This window comes from Nitrospirota bacterium, assembly GCA_016212215.1.
Taxonomy (GTDB): Bacteria; Nitrospirota; 9FT-COMBO-42-15; order HDB-SIOI813; family HDB-SIOI813; genus JACRGV01.
Window position 1 is genome coordinate 58,986 of the sequence record JACRGV010000125.1, and the last position, 16,382, is coordinate 75,367.

A 16,382-nucleotide genomic window follows, 5' to 3' on the forward strand; every position below is an offset into this window, starting at 1 on the left:
TTAAGCCCTAATAGCTTCCACAGTTTTTCTTAAACTGTCTGCATCTTCTACATTCATAATGTCTACTTGTGCACCCATATCACGGGCAATCTTCCTTATCAGCCCTGACAACACCCGGCCCGGCCCAACTTCTACATAAGTGTTATATCCCATATTAATTAACGTACTCATTGATTCACACCACCTGACCGGATTGGTCAGTTGCCGGATTAATGAGTCCTTTATGTCCGTAAAAAGAGTGATAACTTTAGCATCCACGTTAGTAATTAACGGTATCTTTAAATCAAAAAAACTTACACCATCCAGAACCTTTGAGTATCTCTCCGAAGAAACCTTCATTAACTCAGTGTGCGATGGAACACTGACACTCAATGGAACGATTTTTTTTGCCCCGTTTTCTTTTGCAAGTTCCATAGCCTTTATGACAGCTTCTGTTTCTCCTGCAATAACTATCTGGTCAAAAGAATTAATATTTGCAGGAGTAACAATTCCATTCACTGCGGCGTTTTTACAGACATCTGTTACAACATCTACTGTAAGCCCGAGGATTGCCGCCATCATCCCTTTACCTTTTGGAACCGCATCCTGCATGTATTCGCCGCGTTTTTGAACTGCAGGCAATAAATTTATCAAATCTGCACCGCCTGCGGATAACAATGCCGAATATTCACCAAGGCTATGTCCTGCAACGATCTCAGGGGAAATTCCCTCTGCCTCAAGCACCTTCCACGCCGCAAAACTGGTGACTAAAATAGCAGGTTGAGTATATTCTGTCAAATTGATTTTATCATCTTTATTTTCAAAGCACAGACCCTTAATATCCCACTTCAAAACCTCTTCAGCAGAATCAAAAACATCTCTCGATTCTTTAAAGTTATCATACAAAGACTTCCCCATTCCAACATACTGAGACCCCTGCCCCGGAAAAACAAAAGCAATCTTTCTCATCTCTTTCCCCCTTAAAGACAGTGAATAGTGAATAGTGAACAGTGATTATTAATCCCCGTTACATATCACCAACACTTCTTACTTCTTGAATCTTCATTCAACCTTAAACCTTCACCCTTCTTGCTTCTTGCATCAACCTTCTACCTTCAACTATCAACCTTCTACCTTCTTGCTTCTTACATCAGCCTATGCCTATCTTCTCACCATTTTATAAGACTAGCCCCCCATGTTAATCCCCCGCCGAAGGCATCCAGAACTACATAATCACCTTCCAATATCCGTCCCTCAGTAACGGCATCGTGTAATGCTATAGGGATGGAGGCTGCAGATGTGTTACCGTATTTCTCCAGATTTACCATGAACTTCGACATAGGTATATCTAATTTCTTACCGACAGCCTGGATTATCCTGAGGTTGGCCTGATGAGGAATAAAGAGCTTAATATCATCCGATGTAAGTCCGTTATATTTCAACACCTCTCTGGCCGCCTCTGTCATGGTATTTACAGCTACCTTAAACAGTTCATTTCCCCTCATCTTAATAAATTGCTGCCTGTCTTTCAACATATTCTCACCGGGAGGTATTCTTGTCCCACCCCCAGGTACATAAAGCATATCCCATAATTTACCGTCTGATCTCAGATGTGTTGAGATTATCCCATGTTCACCGGAATCTGCCTGTAATACTGCGGCTCCACCGCCATCCCCGAACAATACACAGGTGCCTCTGTCGGTCCAGTCCACCAGTCGAGACATTACCTCAGCCCCTATAACAAGCCCTGTGCGATACATGCCGGATTTTATAAAATTGTCTGCAACTGACATGGCATAAACAAATCCTGAACATGCGGCTGACAGGTCAAAAGCAAATATCCCGTCTATGCCGAGTTTCTGCTGGACAAGGCATGCGGTTGATGGAAATAACATATCAGGCGTAACTGTTGCAACAATTATGAAATCCAGGTCTTCAGGCTTGATTCCTGCATTTTTCAGGGCACACCTTGATGCATTATAAGCAAGGTCGGATACGGCCTCATTTTCTGATGCAATCCTCCTTTCAGAGATACCTGTCCTGCCCATAATCCATTCATTGGATGTATCAACCATCTTTTCCAGATCATAATTTGTCAGAACCTTTTCCGGTAGATATGACCCGGTACCGATAATTCTCGTCCTAATTGTACGAACATTCATTTTAATTCAAATCCTCACCATAGAAATTCATAAATTTATTTAAATCTTCCTGCAGGTAATCTATTGTCTGCATTCTTGTAAAATCTATCGCCATTGTTATAGCATTTTTTATTGCCTTTGGGGTAGAACGGCCATGACAAATTATGCAGCCGCCGTTGACCCCAAGCAATGGGGCGCCGCCGTATTCTGCATAATCAACCTTTTTCTTGAATGATTTAAAGGCAGGCTTTAAAAAGAGATACCCGATTTTTCCAAATATTGATTTCTCAATTTCCCTTCTTAATAACTTATTTATTGTCTCAGCAACACCTTCGCTGATCTTTAGGGCAACATTACCTATGAAACCGTCACATACAACCACATCTGCACTCCCGGAATAGACATCCCTTCCTTCAACATTTCCGATAAAATTGAGCGGACTATCTTTAAGGTGTCTAAAGGTCTCTTTTGTGAGGATATTCCCTTTTGTATCTTCCTCTCCAATGCTTAAAAGCCCTATCCTCGGTTTCTCCCTTTGAAGCACCCTTGTTGCATATACATGCCCCATTATTGCAAACTGATATAAATGTCTTGGTTTGCAATCAACATTAGCACCTACATCAAGCATAATGGCAATACCATCAAGGGTCGGCAGGATTGTAGCAATTGCAGGACGTTCCACACCCTTTACAGGTCCTAATATAAAGAAGCCAGCTGCCATAGTAGCACCGGTGTTTCCGGCACTTACAACTGCCGAGACTTTGCCTTCTTTTACTAGGTTTGTGGCTACTACTATAGAGGAATCTTTCTTTCGTCTAAGAGCGGACGCAGGACTTTCGTGCATCTCAATCCGCTGGGATGCATGGTGTATTGAAAGGGGAAGATTAGCAGTTTTATGCTTTTCAAGCTCAGCCCTGATGAGTTTCTCATCACCAACAAGGACTATCTCAGTATTGAATGCTCTTGCTGCTAAGATTGCCCCTTCAACTTCTGCGGACGGGGAACTATCCCCCCCCATGGCATCTAAAGCAATCTTCATAACCGGTTATTAGTTATTCTTCAACAACTGCAATTATTTCACGGCCTTTATAAGTGCCGCAATTGAGACACACATTATGGGGTAGTTTCGGCTCATGACATTCAGGGCACAGTACATAACCTGGTTTGGAAAGTTTCTTATGAGTCCTTCTCTTATCACGACGGGATTTTGATAATTTATGTTTTGGATTAGGCATGACTTAAATCTCCTTTTTCTTTTTATACATAGCGTTATAACTTCGCATACCTGCGTTGTTCCTCGTCTCGTCGTTGCAGCGTATGTTAAATACGCCTCACTCCTCGCCTTCGTCGCGCCTTGGTCTCCTGTGTTCTAACGCTCTGTATCTGTTATTTATTGTTCCTTAAATAATCCCTTTATTACATTAAATGGATTAGCTAAATCTTCCGCATGGCAGTCACATGTTTTTGTATTCAGGTTTATCCCGCAGACACGGCAAAGCCCGCGGCAATCCTCCCTGCATAACGGGTGCATCGGAACTGCAAGAAATAACTGCTCCCTAAATATATCGTTAATTTCTATTTCATTGCCCCCGTAATGGTCAATGTCCATATCCTTCTTCAGTAAAAATATACTTTCATCCTTACTCGCCTGACTTAAAGGCTCTTCGTGACAGTGGAAAAAAACATCAACATCATATAAGAAGTCTACTCCACACCTGCTGCATGTAAGATTTATGGCTGTCTTGAGTGACCCGTCTACAAATAAAACAGGTCCTTCAGTTGTTATCTTAGCATCAATAAGTACATGATCTTTCAATTCCATATCAGAAGGCAGGATATTCAGAGTCTCCGCATTCTCCGAACTGTGAATCTCTATCCCCTCATCAGGGATTTTATTTATCAGTACCTTCATTATTTCCAAATAAACTGCTCTGCCTAATGGAAAAGAGATTATACAGAAATTAAGAATGATTTGTCAATTTTAGGGAAAATTCAATTTTGAATAATCTTGACTCTATCTGAGAGACTTGCTATTGTGTGGTCACATTGAAAATCAAATATCAAAATGAAAAAGTCAAAATGACAGATAATAATTCAAAATTAAAACCTCATGGTTGCAGATATTAGTTTATTTTTTAATTTTTGAGATTTTATTTTTAATTTATAAGGTTTTTATGAAAGGAGCTATTATGCAGAATTGGAAAATTCGTAAAAGAGTTATCAGTGTGTTGTTAATAGGGTTCATGAGTTTTCTTCAGGTCAGTACAGTCCTTGCTGATGAGGTGAGTGACCAGGTGGACGAGGCATTGAAACTCTATAAGGAAGGGAAATATTCACAGGCTGCATCTGAGCTTGAGTTTGCAGTTCAGCAGATCAGGGAAAAACAGGCAGAGAATCTCAAAGATATATTTCCAGCACCTCTTCAGGGATGGAAGGCTGATAAGCCTGAAGTGGGAGCCTCCGGTGCAATGATGCTCGGCGGAGGGGTTACTGCCTCAATACGTTATTACAAATCATCCGCTAAACAATCTGAAAAAAAGATTCCGGTTTATGGTATGGAGGGGGATGAAGGTGAAGAAGGTGGTGAAGTAACTGAAATCAGGCTGGAGATTGTTACTGATTCTCCACTGCTTCAGGGGATGCTCCCGCTGTTTGCCAATCCTGCACTTGCAGGGAGTCAAGGGGGGAAGGTAACAAAGGTAAAAGGTTACAGGGGGATTCTAAAAAAACAGGGAGACGATGGCGGTGCTGAATTAAGTCTTGTTGTGGCAAACAAGATACTGGTTATACTGCGTGGTAATGATGGGGCTGCTGATACCGATGTTCTTGCGTATGGAAATGCTATCAATTATCAGGCATTGGAAAAGCTGGTAGCACCGTAAAGACAGTGGTTAGTGATTAGTGAATAGTCAGAAGCAAGAAGGAAGAAGGTTGAAAGTTTAAAGTTGATTGTTGAAGGTTGGTAAGGAGTAGTTTTTTCTAATCACTAAACACTAATCACTATCCACTGCTTTTTAGGGTGGAGGGGTCACAAAGGGCTATGAAAATCAGCGGGACAAGAATGTCCCGCCTATCCTAGTAGAAATGGATAGGCGGGGTTTTCCAACCCCGCCGGAGGTGATCTTCGAGTGAAATCAGACCAAAGACAGCTCAACTGAAGTTGCCTCAATAAGCAGGCTGTCTAACACATCCGGGGCCGCATGTACATTTCTGCCGATCCTTGCATTTATCTCAAGAAGGACTGGCGTGCCGTCCTCTTTCATACGTATATCCATATTGATGGGACCTGTTAATTTTAATGTTTTTGCAGCCCTTATGCCGAATTGTTCTATGTCTGCCCTTTTCACACTTTCAACTTCAATGGCATTCCCGATAAGTCCCTCCCTTAAAGCAGTCTTTTTAAGCACTGTATTAGCGATTATCTCACCATCTTTATTGATAAACATATTGATATCGAATTCTTCTCCTGCAATGAATTCCTGATAAATCAGATCTTTCCTTGTTTCTTTGAAAAGCTCCTCCGGATTCCAGTAAAGAGTAACTCCCCTGCTGCCCATCCCTGTGCGTGGTTTTGAGATAATCGGGAAATTAAGAGTCTTAACAATAACCTCTTTTGGCGTTGTTTCATCAAATGATACAGGGACAGACATGCCGTTACCTGCCATTATAACAGCGGTCTTTAGTTTGTCATTTGCTATATCTATTGCATCAGGAGGAGAAATGAATACAACACATCCATACGCCTCAATAACCTTTTTCAATCTTGAGATAATGTGAAGTTCTTCTGTAACAGTAGGCACGAATAAAAAAGGTCTTTCCTTCCTGATAATATCTATTATTGCTGTTGGAAAAGAACGATCATCAGCAGGTGGTATTTTATAAAAAGAGTCTGCATCTGTCTCAACATCTCTTACATCAGTCCCTATTAACGGGAACCCTTTGTTACTAAAGTAATTAAACGTACTCTGCCCGGCCTGCCCCCCGACTCCAGTGATTAATACAGGTATCTCTTCCATCTTCATCTATTTTTCCTCCTTTTTATCCTGCTTATCCTCTTTGTCATTATTTTCATTATCTTTATTTTCCCCTTCTTCATTTTTAGTGTTTGTCTGTTCGCCATCAATCTTATCAGAATTAATGGCAGTGTTATTATTATCATCAGTAATTGTATTGTTATTAACTTCAGTTGTATTCACATGATTTTCTGAGTTTGATGTGTCATTTGTATTACCAATTGTTATAGTGTTATCGTCAGCAGTGTTTACATCTTCATGGTTATCTCCTGAATTATTTTGATTTGCAACATCGGTATTATTATTCACATTATTTGAATTGTTTATTGTCGAATCGTTTGTTTGGGAATCATTGTTATCAGGGTTTACATCTACATTTGTATCATTACTTGTATCATCATTATTAATTTTCGTATTGTTTGTATTAGTAGGAGGGTTAGGTGTTCCAGCATTATTACTTGTATTGCTTACCTCAACATGCTTTTTATCAGTTTCCTTATGTTCCTCAGTTTCAATGGAAACCTTTGTTGTATTGAGGATACCGGACTCAATAGTACCTTTAACTTCTACCTTAGTATTAATTTGAATATCTGATATTGTTCCATGTTCAAATGTTGTTTTAGAAGTATCAACATGCACGTGTTGATTATTAACTTTAAAATCAATAGTTGTATCAGTGGAGGGAGTTAATTCTGTTATATATCCTTCAATCTCAACCTTTTCACCCTCTTTAACTGATGGGGTAAAATTATGTAATTCAATTTTATCGGCAACAAGTGTATTGATATTATCCGGACTAATGATACCCTTAACCTCAATGTTGACGCCATTTGTCAGAACATTTTCATTGACCTTTGTTCCATCATAAGTAATGGTAATATTGTTCAATACAAAGGTATGTAAGTCAGTATTAACATTACTGATAGTCCCTTTCAATTCAACCTGTGTAATGCCCTGGTGGAATGTCTCTTCCTTCAGTTCGATATAGGTTGCATGAATAGAACCGTCAACAGCTTCAAATCCGCTTACCTCTACAACATTGCCTTCTTTCAGGGAATCAAAGGAAGCGGTTCCCTCGAACACAGTTGTAGTATCAACAAAAATAGTTTTCCCTAAAACTTTAAAAGTTTTTGATGAAGCATCAATACTTCCGGTATCCACAGGCCCCTCAAGGTTATTCTCAAAATCTATAGTAAGAGCCTTTCCTGTTGAACCGGTTGCATCAAATTCTCCATCAACCTTGACTATCATCCCAACTTTAAGATTGGTTTTTTCAGCCGGTGTCCCGTTCACTGTTATACCGGTTCCGTTCAGGCTAAATGCGACTCCATTTACGGATATACTTGATGTAGTAAGATCAATTGCTGTAATCTTTCCCACACTCACACCGGTAATCCCAGTGCCGCCAATCCCTCCACCGGCATAATCATTATTTCCAGCATACTGACCGCAGGAAAAAGAGGTAAGCAGTAATGCTATAAAAAATAGATACTTCAGTGTAGGGAACATTTTCACTGTTCTTCTCCTATTTCTGTTAAGTCTTCTTCAAAATAATAGATGCCGATGCCTGCACGCTTTTTCCCAGTACCGTTTACAGCAGGGTTTATATCCCTGTCATACTGGGATAACCACTTATCAAAATCCTCCAGAAGGGCCTGGCCTCTTTTGGCAGACAGATTGAGTAACTCAGGAAGTACCTCATCAGGGAGGTTGTCATAAGACACCTTCCTCTGGAAAAAGCTGTTTCCCGGTTCACAACTTAGATTATGGTCAATTGTACTTATGAGGTCATTAACATCTGTACCGAGTATAGCAAGCTTATCCATTTCTCCTGTGTGTGGCACATAGGCATGGGTAATGAGGTGAATCTTTCCATCCTCTGTCCTCTCGACTGAACCGACTCTTATAAGCTCATCAAGGATAGCACGTACCGGCACATCGCCGCTGAATAACTTTACAAGCTCACTGAATGTTGCACCATCGCCCTCTACATGAAGTTCCGCCGGTTTACCTGTACTATCCTGAAAACGTCTGTCACGAACCCAGCCGCTGATTACGCGGGCCGCACGGTTATATCGTTCAGTGGTAATACCGGAGCCTAATTCAGGGAGGTCTTTTATGCGGCTTATCTCCTTACGCGTTAAACCTGTGATAACAGACACCCGTGAAATTGACTGCTTCCTGTTAGGGAGTCCGCACTCCTCCATTGCAACACTTACATAAACACGTTTTGCAATATCAGCAAAAGTTCCGTAAGGAATACCATTTCTAAGCAGAATACGCATTAATGGACGAAGGATTTTTAATATGGATGACAGGAGGGTGTCTTTAATGCTATTAGATTCATTAGACGACATATTTGGGATTTTATTCCCAAATAATGCAAAAGTCAATATTTTTTTATTGTTTTTTTATTGTTTGATATATCAGGTTTTTAAATTCCATAACCGCCTCCTTAATCTCAGCAGCGGAAAGTACTGCTGAGATGATGGCAACACCATCAGCACCAGCATTGATTACACTTGAAACATTATCAAGATTTATCCCGCCGATGGCAATTAAAGGAACGGCAATAGATGCCCTTATTTGTTTCAGTCCGTCAATACCGTGAGGAGATGTTACCATTTTTGTAGGAGATTGAAATATCGGGCCAAAGGCGATGTAATCGGGATTCAGCTCTTTTGCACTTACGACCTCTTGAACATTGTGCGTTGAGATTCCTATTATCTTTTCTTTCCCAAGAATCTTCCTTGCAATATTAACCGGCATATCTTCCTGCCCGAGGTGAACTCCGTCAGCATCTACGGCAAAGGCAATAGCAGGGTCATCGTTAATAATGAATATTACACCAGCATCTGCTGTGATTCTTCTCAGCTCTTCTGCAATGGTGAGTGTAGCTTTCTTTGATAAAACCTTTTCCCTGTACTGGATAATGTCAACACCAGCATTCACTGCATCTTTTGCAACAGAAACAATATCCTTGTTTGTATGCTGTTGATCGATTATCAGATATAAACCTTGGATTTGTTTATTCATAAGTATAAAACCCCATCCCCACCCTACCCCTCCCCTTGAAGGGGAGGGAATCAACGTAGCCCCCTCTCCCTCAGGGAGAGGGTTAGGGTGAGGGTGGGGTTTTCATTGCCCTTTGTGAGCGCCCCGCTCATGACAGTTCATCCTTTATTTATTAAATATCTTCTCAATCAGATTAGTGGAATATTTTCCTTCGAGGAATTCGGGACTTTTCAGAACTCTCTGGTGGAATGGGATGGTGGTCTTAATGCCTTCTATCACGTATTCATCGAGGGCCATACACATCTTTGCGATAGCCTCTTCCCTATCTCTACCGTGAACGATAAGCTTTGCTATGACTGAATCATAATAAGGGGTTACAGTGTAACCTGCATAAGCAAAAGAATCTACCCTGACACCCGGGCCTCCCGGTGCACAGTAGGCTGTGATACGTCCCGGTGATGGGACGAATTTTTCTGAATCTTCTGCATTGATCCTACATTCAATACTATGCCCTGTCATCTTAATATCTTTTTGATTGAATTGAAGTGTTTGTCCGGCAGCAATCCTGATCTGTTCTTTTAGGATGTCTATGCCTGTTACCATCTCAGTTATAGGATGTTCAACCTGGATACGGGTGTTCATCTCCATAAAATAAAAATTATGTTCTTCATCTACAAGGAACTCTATTGTACCGGCACTAATGTATCCTACATATCTGGCCGCCTTAACCGCCGCCTCCCCCATCTTCTTTCTCATCTTATCATCAACAATCGGTGATGGGGTTTCCTCAATCAACTTCTGATGTCTTCTTTGTACTGAGCAGTCTCTCTCACCGAGATAGAGAATATTACCTGTCTTATCTGCCAGTATTTGTACTTCAATGTGTTTGGGGTCGCTGAAGAATTTTTCAATATAGACCTCTTCGCTTCCAAAACATGACTTTGCCTCAGCCTGAGCCATAAGGAATGTATTTACAAGTTCCTGTTCCTTGTGAACTACTCTCATCCCCCTTCCACCGCCTCCTGCACAGGCCTTTATTATTACCGGGAACCCTATCTCTTTTACAACTTCAAGTGCCTCTTTTTCAGATGCTACTACTCCCCTGCTTCCCGGCATCAGCGGGATACCGCACTTTATCATAGTCTCTTTTGCCTTTGCCTTATCACCCATAAGGGCAATATTCTCCGGCGTTGGACCTATGAAAACAATCCCTGCAGCCCCACATGCCTCTGCAAAGTGGGCATTTTCAGCAAGAAAACCATAACCAGGGTGAATGGCCTCTGCATTGGTTATCTCAGCGGCACTTAATATATTAGGAATATTTCTGTAACTCTGGGCACTGTCCGGAGGGCCTACGCAAACCCTTTCATCGGCAAATCTTACATGAAGAGATGATTCATCTGCCTTTGAATATATTGCCACCGTCTTAATACCGAGTTCTTTACATGCCCGTATTATGCGAAGGGCTATCTCGCCCCTGTTGGCTATTAGAATTTTATGGAACATATTACACCGGCTCGATCTTAAACAATACCTCACCGTATTCAACCGGTTGAGAATCTTCGGCTAATATCTCTGCAATCTTTCCGTCAACCTCTGATTCAATCTCATTCATCAGCTTCATTGCCTCAACAATACAGAGTATCTGGCCTTTTTTTACAGTATCACCCACATTAACATAAAATTCAGAATCAGGGGAAGGTGAACGGTAAAATGTCCCGACAATTGGAGATGTAACAGCATGATATTTATCATCAGACAAATCAGCCGTATGTACCGATGTCCCATGATTAGCAAAACCGGATGGCATTGTGACTGAAACTGTCTCCTGAAGCTTTTTTAATCCATAAGATGCCGATGGTACGGATTTCTTGATCTTTACCCTAACCCCATCCTTCTCTACCTCAAGTTCAGATACCTCAGTGTCTTTTACCAGATCAATAAGGGACCTTAATTCAGTAATATCAACCCAGGGTTTCTTAACGGATTTTAAAGGCTTGCTGTCTCCTGTATCTTTCATTTCACCCTTTCAATAAATTCACCGGTCCTCGTGTCCACTTTTACTACGTCCCCCTCATTCAAATATAAGGGAACCTTTACTACTGCCCCTGTCTCAAGCACAGCAGGTTTAGTACCTCCTGTAGCAGTATCGCCTCTAATACCGGGGTCAGTCTTTGCAATAGCAAGTTCTACAGATAGAGGTAAATCTATCCCAATGGGATTACCATTAAAATATAGTATATTCAGGATCATATTTTCTTTAATATAGTTCTTACTCGACCCAAGCTGGTCTTCACGAAGAAAAAGCTGTTCAAATGTATTCACCTCCATAAAATAGTACTGCGCTTCTGAAACATAGAGAAACTGAACCTCTTTCTGCTCCAGATTCGGTGAATCAAGTTTTTCATTTACCCTGTATGTACGTTCCAGTATACTGCCTGTTCTCAGGCTCTTTAATTTAGTCCTGCAGAAAGCCCCCCCCTTACCCGGTTTTACATGCTGTGCCTCAACTACTATATAAGGCTCACCTTCTATCTCTACCTTATTGCCCGCCCTCATATCGCCGACCACTATCAAAGTCCTATCCTCCTTTTAGTTGATTTGTCGTAAAATAACCCCATCCCCACCCTAACCCTCCCCTTGAAGGGGAGGGAATTATAAAAAGGATTCTACTTTCAGCCTTCAGCCTTCAACCTGCCTTTGCTTCTAACTAAATCCACCGCTGCCCTCAACCCCAGCAGATAACTGTTCAGTCCGAATCCTGCAATCTGGCCTGCGGCAACAGGTGATATGAATGAGTGGTGTCTGAATTCTTCCCTCTTATAAATATTTGATATATGAACCTCTACAGTCGTTATATCAACTGCTGCAATAGCATCCCTCAATGCAACACTCGTATGTGTGTAACCTGCAGGATTAATTACTATAGCATCATAGACGCCCGATGACTCGTGTATCCTGTCTATGAGCACACCCTCTGAGTTGGATTGAAATACAGTAACTTCAACCCCAAGTTCTTTTGCAAGGGATTTCAGTGCCTCATTTATATCCCTTAATGTCATTTTTCCATATATCCCGGTCTCCCTTTTTCCGAGCATATTAAGGTTAGGGCCATGGATAATGAGAATCTTCTCCATACTTACCTCTTGTTTCTTTCCACATTATCTAAAAACTTTTCAAGGCGGTTTATCTGACGATGTTTTATCTCTATTTTTGCAAGATTATTTTCAATCTTTTCCTTTATGGATTCATTATCAGGGTCTCTTTCAAGTATTCGTTTATAAATATCAATACCTTTATTAATTTCACCCTGTGCTATTAAAAGGTCTCCCATTGTTTCTGTAGAGAATTCGTCAGTTATTGGGGCAGGTTCTGAGAATCCTACCTCCACCCTATCCCCTCCTAAGAAGGGGATGGAAGTTTCCTCTCCCTCAGGGAGAGGATTAAGGTGAGGGTGGGGTAAATCTTGAGCAGGAGTTCTTTCCTTCCGCAACTCAATCAATACAGTATTAATCTCTTTGTCTTTAGGATTAAATACGAGCAGTGTCTCACAACTCTTTATTGCATCGTCAATCCTGCCCATGTCACGATAAATGGTAATCAGTTTCCTGTGTGCAAATATGTTATCAGGGCTAATCTTAACGGCATATTCAAATTCCTTTAATGCCTCATCAATCTTCCCCTTCTCAAGATAAGCCTTTCCCAGCGATACCCTTGCCCCAAGGTATCTGGGATTAACCTGTATTCCTGCCTTTAATACACTTATAGCCTCGTCTATCATTCCCGATTTTAAATATCCCTCTGCAATAGGGATAAAAGACCTTGCGTTATTTTCTTTTATCATAAAGTGCTATCTAAACCCCATCCCCACCCTAACCCTCCCCTTGAAGGGGAGGGAATATTTGGAGGTCACCCTCCCCTTCAAGGGGAGGGAATTTCTTCTTCTTGATTTATGTCTTTACTCTTCACTATTCACCACTCACTATTCACTGTTTTTCTTCTTACTTCTACCTTCTTACTTCTACCTTCAGCCTAACTACCTATTCCCTAAATAATGCCCCCAGATATTCTCAGCTATGATCCTCTTGGAGGTCTTTGGATATTCAGTAATCCCGCCTTTTTTATCTATAATAGTCACAATATTTGTATCCACATCAAATCCCGCACCGGGAAGACTTACATCATTTGCAACAATCATGTCAAGAGACTTTGATTTCAACTTTTGAGTTGCATTGTTTATCAGGTCCCCTGTTTCAGCGGCAAAGCCGATTATGAATTGCTTATCACGTTTTTTTGAGATTGCCTCAAGTATATCCTGAGTCTTCTTCAGATTTAAAGTAATACTTTCACTCTTTTTAATCTTCTTATCCGGTATATCTGCTGACCTGAAGTCAGAAACTGCCGCTGCCATCACTACTATAGTTGCCTCTTCAAGTTTATTCATAACAGCATTTAACATCTCCTCAGCAGTTACCACATTTATACATTCCACTCCGGCAGGCGGGTTTAAAAATGTCGGGCCGCTGATTAATATCACCCTTGCACCGCGCCTTACGGCTGAATCAGCAATTGCATACCCCATCTTACCGGATGAGGAATTGCTTATGTATCTTACAGGGTCTATGGCCTCCCTTGTCGGACCTGCGGTTACAAGCACTACTTGCCCTTTCAGGTCTTCTGACTTGCTTAATCTCGTCTCTATAAATGAAAGAATATCATCAGGTTCACTCATACGTCCCTGACCTGATGCCCCTGATGCCAGCATACCAGCCTCAGGTCCAACAAAATCAACCATTAATTCTTTTAAAAGTTTTATGTTCTTTTGAACAACAGGACTCTCATACATCTCATAATCCATAGCAGGGGCTATAATGATTGGGCCACTCCTCCTGACTCCGACTTGCCCAATCAATATGGTACTAAGCAGGTCATCACAAACCCCGTTAGCCATCTTCCCGATTATATTAGCAGTTGCAGGTGCAATAACCATTGCATCTGCTTCCCTGCCGAGGTTTAAGTGGGGAATATCCTCTGCATATTGAGGGTCAAACATATCAACATATACATGATGTTTTGATAAGACCCCGAATGTTAAAGGAGTTATAAAATTAAGCGCCTCACGGGTCATCACTACCTTAACATCACATCCATTCTCAACAAGCCTTCTCAGCAGATATACTGCCTTGTATGCTGCAATACTGCCTGTAATACCGAGCAGTATCTTTTTACCGGAAAACGTCAATTTATGTGTCGGGGTCACTCGTCGGAACTCTCATCCATACCTTCTTCAGGTATGTAGACTCCAAGGTCCTTTTCAATCTCCTTCTTTACTTCATCCTCATCTCCTGGCTGACCCGCATGTTTCATCTCTACTGCTATCTTTTTTGCAACTGCCTCCTGTAATGCCTTCCTTGCCTCTTTTCCTGTAACGTAATTAACCTGAGCCTGTGCAAGCTCCTCAAGTGCAGTGGTTGTTGATTTAAGATACCTGCTATGAATGGTCGGCCTTGCACCATTTATAATCTGCTTTGCCCTTTCAGTGGCAAGTATTACCATCCTGAACCTGCTGTCTATCTGACTTTTATCAAGTACTACCGGAAGAGATACAATCTCCATTATGTTAATCCTCCCTTTTTTGTTAAGAAGTTAGTCTCTACCCATTCAGGATTAATCCGCTCAATCTTAATCCTTGCTGCAATAATAATGGCCTTAAGCCTCTCTAATGCAAGGTCAAAGTCGTCATTAATTATTAAATATTCATACATGTTATAATCTTTTGCCTCTTCATTGGCCATATCAAGCCGCCGCCTGATTTCATCAGGAGAATCTCCTTTCCTGATGGTAAGCCTCTGTCTAAGCTCTTCAAAAGAAGGCGGTAAGATATAGATAAACACACCATTCGAAAACCTCTTTTTAATCTGTGTAGCGCCCTGTGAATCAATGTCCAGGATTATATCAACACCATTGTTTAAAGACTCATTCAAATCACTCTTAGAGGTTCCGTAATAATTGCCGTGCACAATGGCCCACTCAATAAAATCCTTTTCAGCGATCATCCTCTTAAAAGTATCTGCTGAAACAAAATGATAATCCTGTCCGTCTGCCTCTTTTGGTCTGGCAGACCTCGTTGTATATGATATTGAATGTTGAATATTAGGGATGTACTTTACAACCTCCTTGCATAAGGAAGTTTTTCCTGCACCGGATGGGGCCGATACTACAAACAAAAGCCCCCTCTTCACCCATTGTCCGTCATAAACAATCTTATTTGTCTCAGTGGTAGTCATTTTAAAAGGTCCTTATCACCCCTTTCTGTAAACCTCTGAGTAATTGTTTCTGCCTGAACTGCGGATAGTATAACATGACCGCTGTCAGTAATAATTACAGTCCTCGTCTTTCTCCCCTGAGATGCATCAATAAGCCGCCCGACCTTCTTAGCCTCTTCCTTCAACCGCTTCATGGGTGCAGACGCCGACGAAACAATACTAACAACCCTTGATGCAACCACCATATTCCCGAATCCGATATTAATTAATTTATATTCCACAAATCTGTTTTTACCTATTACCCATTACCTATATTTTATAGCGTGCTTAGTATACAATAATTAACCGATATTTCTCAACAATAATTCTATAAAACATTTTTTTAGGTATGAATCCGGGTTAATCCTTCTTTAATCTTCAATCCATATAATTAGTCTCATAAGACAGATGAACCCCAAAAACAATAATTATAAGGAGGATTAGACAATGAAAACGGAAAACGCAAAGGCAATAGCATTCTGGACAAGCATCATACTCGGACAAGGTGTAGTAGCAATAGTCGCATCTTATTTAATCGCCTGATATGATCCTTGGCTCACAAAGGACAATGAAAATGACCCTTAATCCCCCTTTTTCAAAGGGGGAGATTATTCTCTACTTTAGAAAAAGGGGGTGGGTAGAGTGAGCCGGATTCCATCATAAATTAACCACGACTCAGCTTTGCCTGCAACTCATCAAAAAACTCATACACAACAGGCACTCTTTATAAGCCCTAATAAATCCCATAAATCCCATTGACATCAGACCTCACTTAGGGTCTGTCATAAAATAACCTATACATTTATGCATCTCATCTTCCAGCCATCTTTGTGTGCTCCTCAATCGCAACCCCTCAGCGTAGATTCAACTACGCCTTCGGGTTTGCTCAATCGGTCGCACTCAAACCTGACCGAAATCTGAGCGCCTAA

Annotated in this window: 19 protein-coding genes; 1 reads left to right on the forward strand and 18 read right to left on the reverse strand. The window is 41.1% G+C overall.

Annotated elements, in window-relative coordinates; genetic code table 11:
* The 5 genes from fabD to HZA08_11525 all read right to left on the reverse strand — a co-directional run bounded on the left by fabD (position 1) and on the right by HZA08_11525 (position 4,032).
* On the reverse strand, positions 1-948 hold the full coding sequence (fabD, locus tag HZA08_11505) for an ACP S-malonyltransferase (GenBank protein ID MBI5194048.1): 948 nt from the start codon (positions 946-948) through the stop codon (positions 1-3).
* 200 nt (positions 949-1,148) lie between these two features.
* Positions 1,149-2,126 carry a ketoacyl-ACP synthase III gene (locus tag HZA08_11510; GenBank protein MBI5194049.1) on the reverse strand — a complete coding sequence of 326 codons (978 nt, stop codon included), beginning with the start codon at positions 2,124-2,126 and terminating at the stop codon, positions 1,149-1,151.
* A gap of 16 nt (positions 2,127-2,142) precedes the next feature.
* Positions 2,143-3,159, reverse strand: a complete 1,017-nt coding sequence (gene plsX, locus HZA08_11515; GenBank protein ID MBI5194050.1) for a phosphate acyltransferase PlsX — start codon at positions 3,157-3,159, stop codon at positions 2,143-2,145.
* Positions 3,160-3,172: 13 nt separating this feature from the next.
* Entirely contained in the window at positions 3,173-3,355 is a 183-nt protein-coding gene (gene rpmF, locus HZA08_11520; GenBank protein ID MBI5194051.1) for a 50S ribosomal protein L32, read from the reverse strand.
* A gap of 155 nt (positions 3,356-3,510) precedes the next feature.
* A complete protein-coding gene (locus tag HZA08_11525; protein MBI5194052.1) occupies positions 3,511-4,032 on the reverse strand; it encodes a DUF177 domain-containing protein in 522 nt (173 codons plus the stop codon).
* Between the two features lie 277 nt (positions 4,033-4,309).
* On the opposite strand from HZA08_11525, the gene HZA08_11530 reads away from it, so the two are divergent.
* Positions 4,310-5,002 carry a hypothetical protein gene (locus tag HZA08_11530; protein ID MBI5194053.1) on the forward strand — a complete coding sequence of 231 codons (693 nt, stop codon included), beginning with the start codon at positions 4,310-4,312 and terminating at the stop codon, positions 5,000-5,002.
* A gap of 252 nt (positions 5,003-5,254) precedes the next feature.
* Here the strand turns inward: HZA08_11530 and HZA08_11535 are convergent, their stop codons facing one another.
* The 13 genes from HZA08_11535 to HZA08_11595 all read right to left on the reverse strand — a co-directional run bounded on the left by HZA08_11535 (position 5,255) and on the right by HZA08_11595 (position 15,695).
* The gene (locus HZA08_11535; GenBank protein ID MBI5194054.1) at positions 5,255-6,142 is read right to left on the reverse strand and encodes an ATP-grasp domain-containing protein; all 888 of its coding nucleotides are present in this window, start codon (positions 6,140-6,142) and stop codon (positions 5,255-5,257) included.
* Positions 6,143-7,648 (reverse strand): hypothetical protein, encoded by a 1,506-nt coding sequence (locus HZA08_11540; protein MBI5194055.1) that lies wholly within the window; start codon positions 7,646-7,648, stop codon positions 6,143-6,145. It lies immediately after the preceding gene.
* Complete coding sequence (locus HZA08_11545) at positions 7,645-8,490, reverse strand: hypothetical protein (protein ID MBI5194056.1); 846 nt, start codon at positions 8,488-8,490, stop codon at positions 7,645-7,647. The genes HZA08_11540 and HZA08_11545 overlap by 4 nt, the downstream gene beginning before the upstream one ends.
* Before the next feature lie 43 nt (positions 8,491-8,533).
* A complete protein-coding gene (thiE, locus tag HZA08_11550) occupies positions 8,534-9,169 on the reverse strand; it encodes a thiamine phosphate synthase (protein ID MBI5194057.1) in 636 nt (211 codons plus the stop codon).
* A 144-nt stretch (positions 9,170-9,313) separates the two neighbouring features.
* Entirely contained in the window at positions 9,314-10,654 is a 1,341-nt protein-coding gene (accC, locus tag HZA08_11555) for an acetyl-CoA carboxylase biotin carboxylase subunit (protein ID MBI5194058.1), read from the reverse strand.
* A gap of 1 nt (position 10,655) precedes the next feature.
* Positions 10,656-11,168, reverse strand: a complete 513-nt coding sequence (gene accB / locus HZA08_11560) for an acetyl-CoA carboxylase biotin carboxyl carrier protein (protein ID MBI5194059.1) — start codon at positions 11,166-11,168, stop codon at positions 10,656-10,658.
* Positions 11,165-11,707, reverse strand: a complete 543-nt coding sequence (efp, locus tag HZA08_11565; protein ID MBI5194060.1) for an elongation factor P — start codon at positions 11,705-11,707, stop codon at positions 11,165-11,167. The genes accB and efp overlap by 4 nt, the downstream gene beginning before the upstream one ends.
* Before the next feature lie 116 nt (positions 11,708-11,823).
* Complete coding sequence (aroQ, locus tag HZA08_11570; GenBank protein MBI5194061.1) at positions 11,824-12,285, reverse strand: type II 3-dehydroquinate dehydratase; 462 nt, start codon at positions 12,283-12,285, stop codon at positions 11,824-11,826.
* Between the two features lie 2 nt (positions 12,286-12,287).
* On the reverse strand, positions 12,288-12,992 hold the full coding sequence (locus tag HZA08_11575; GenBank protein ID MBI5194062.1) for a tetratricopeptide repeat protein: 705 nt from the start codon (positions 12,990-12,992) through the stop codon (positions 12,288-12,290).
* A 192-nt stretch (positions 12,993-13,184) separates the two neighbouring features.
* A complete protein-coding gene (coaBC, locus tag HZA08_11580; protein MBI5194063.1) occupies positions 13,185-14,390 on the reverse strand; it encodes a bifunctional phosphopantothenoylcysteine decarboxylase/phosphopantothenate--cysteine ligase CoaBC in 1,206 nt (401 codons plus the stop codon).
* A 14-nt stretch (positions 14,391-14,404) separates the two neighbouring features.
* A complete protein-coding gene (gene rpoZ, locus HZA08_11585; GenBank protein MBI5194064.1) occupies positions 14,405-14,764 on the reverse strand; it encodes a DNA-directed RNA polymerase subunit omega in 360 nt (119 codons plus the stop codon).
* Positions 14,764-15,390, reverse strand: a complete 627-nt coding sequence (gene gmk / locus HZA08_11590) for a guanylate kinase (GenBank protein ID MBI5194065.1) — start codon at positions 15,388-15,390, stop codon at positions 14,764-14,766. The genes rpoZ and gmk overlap by 1 nt, the downstream gene beginning before the upstream one ends.
* A gap of 41 nt (positions 15,391-15,431) precedes the next feature.
* Positions 15,432-15,695: a DUF370 domain-containing protein gene (locus HZA08_11595; GenBank protein ID MBI5194066.1), complete on the reverse strand. Its 264-nt coding sequence runs from the start codon at positions 15,693-15,695 to the stop codon at positions 15,432-15,434.
* Positions 15,696-16,382 lie beyond the last annotated feature (687 nt).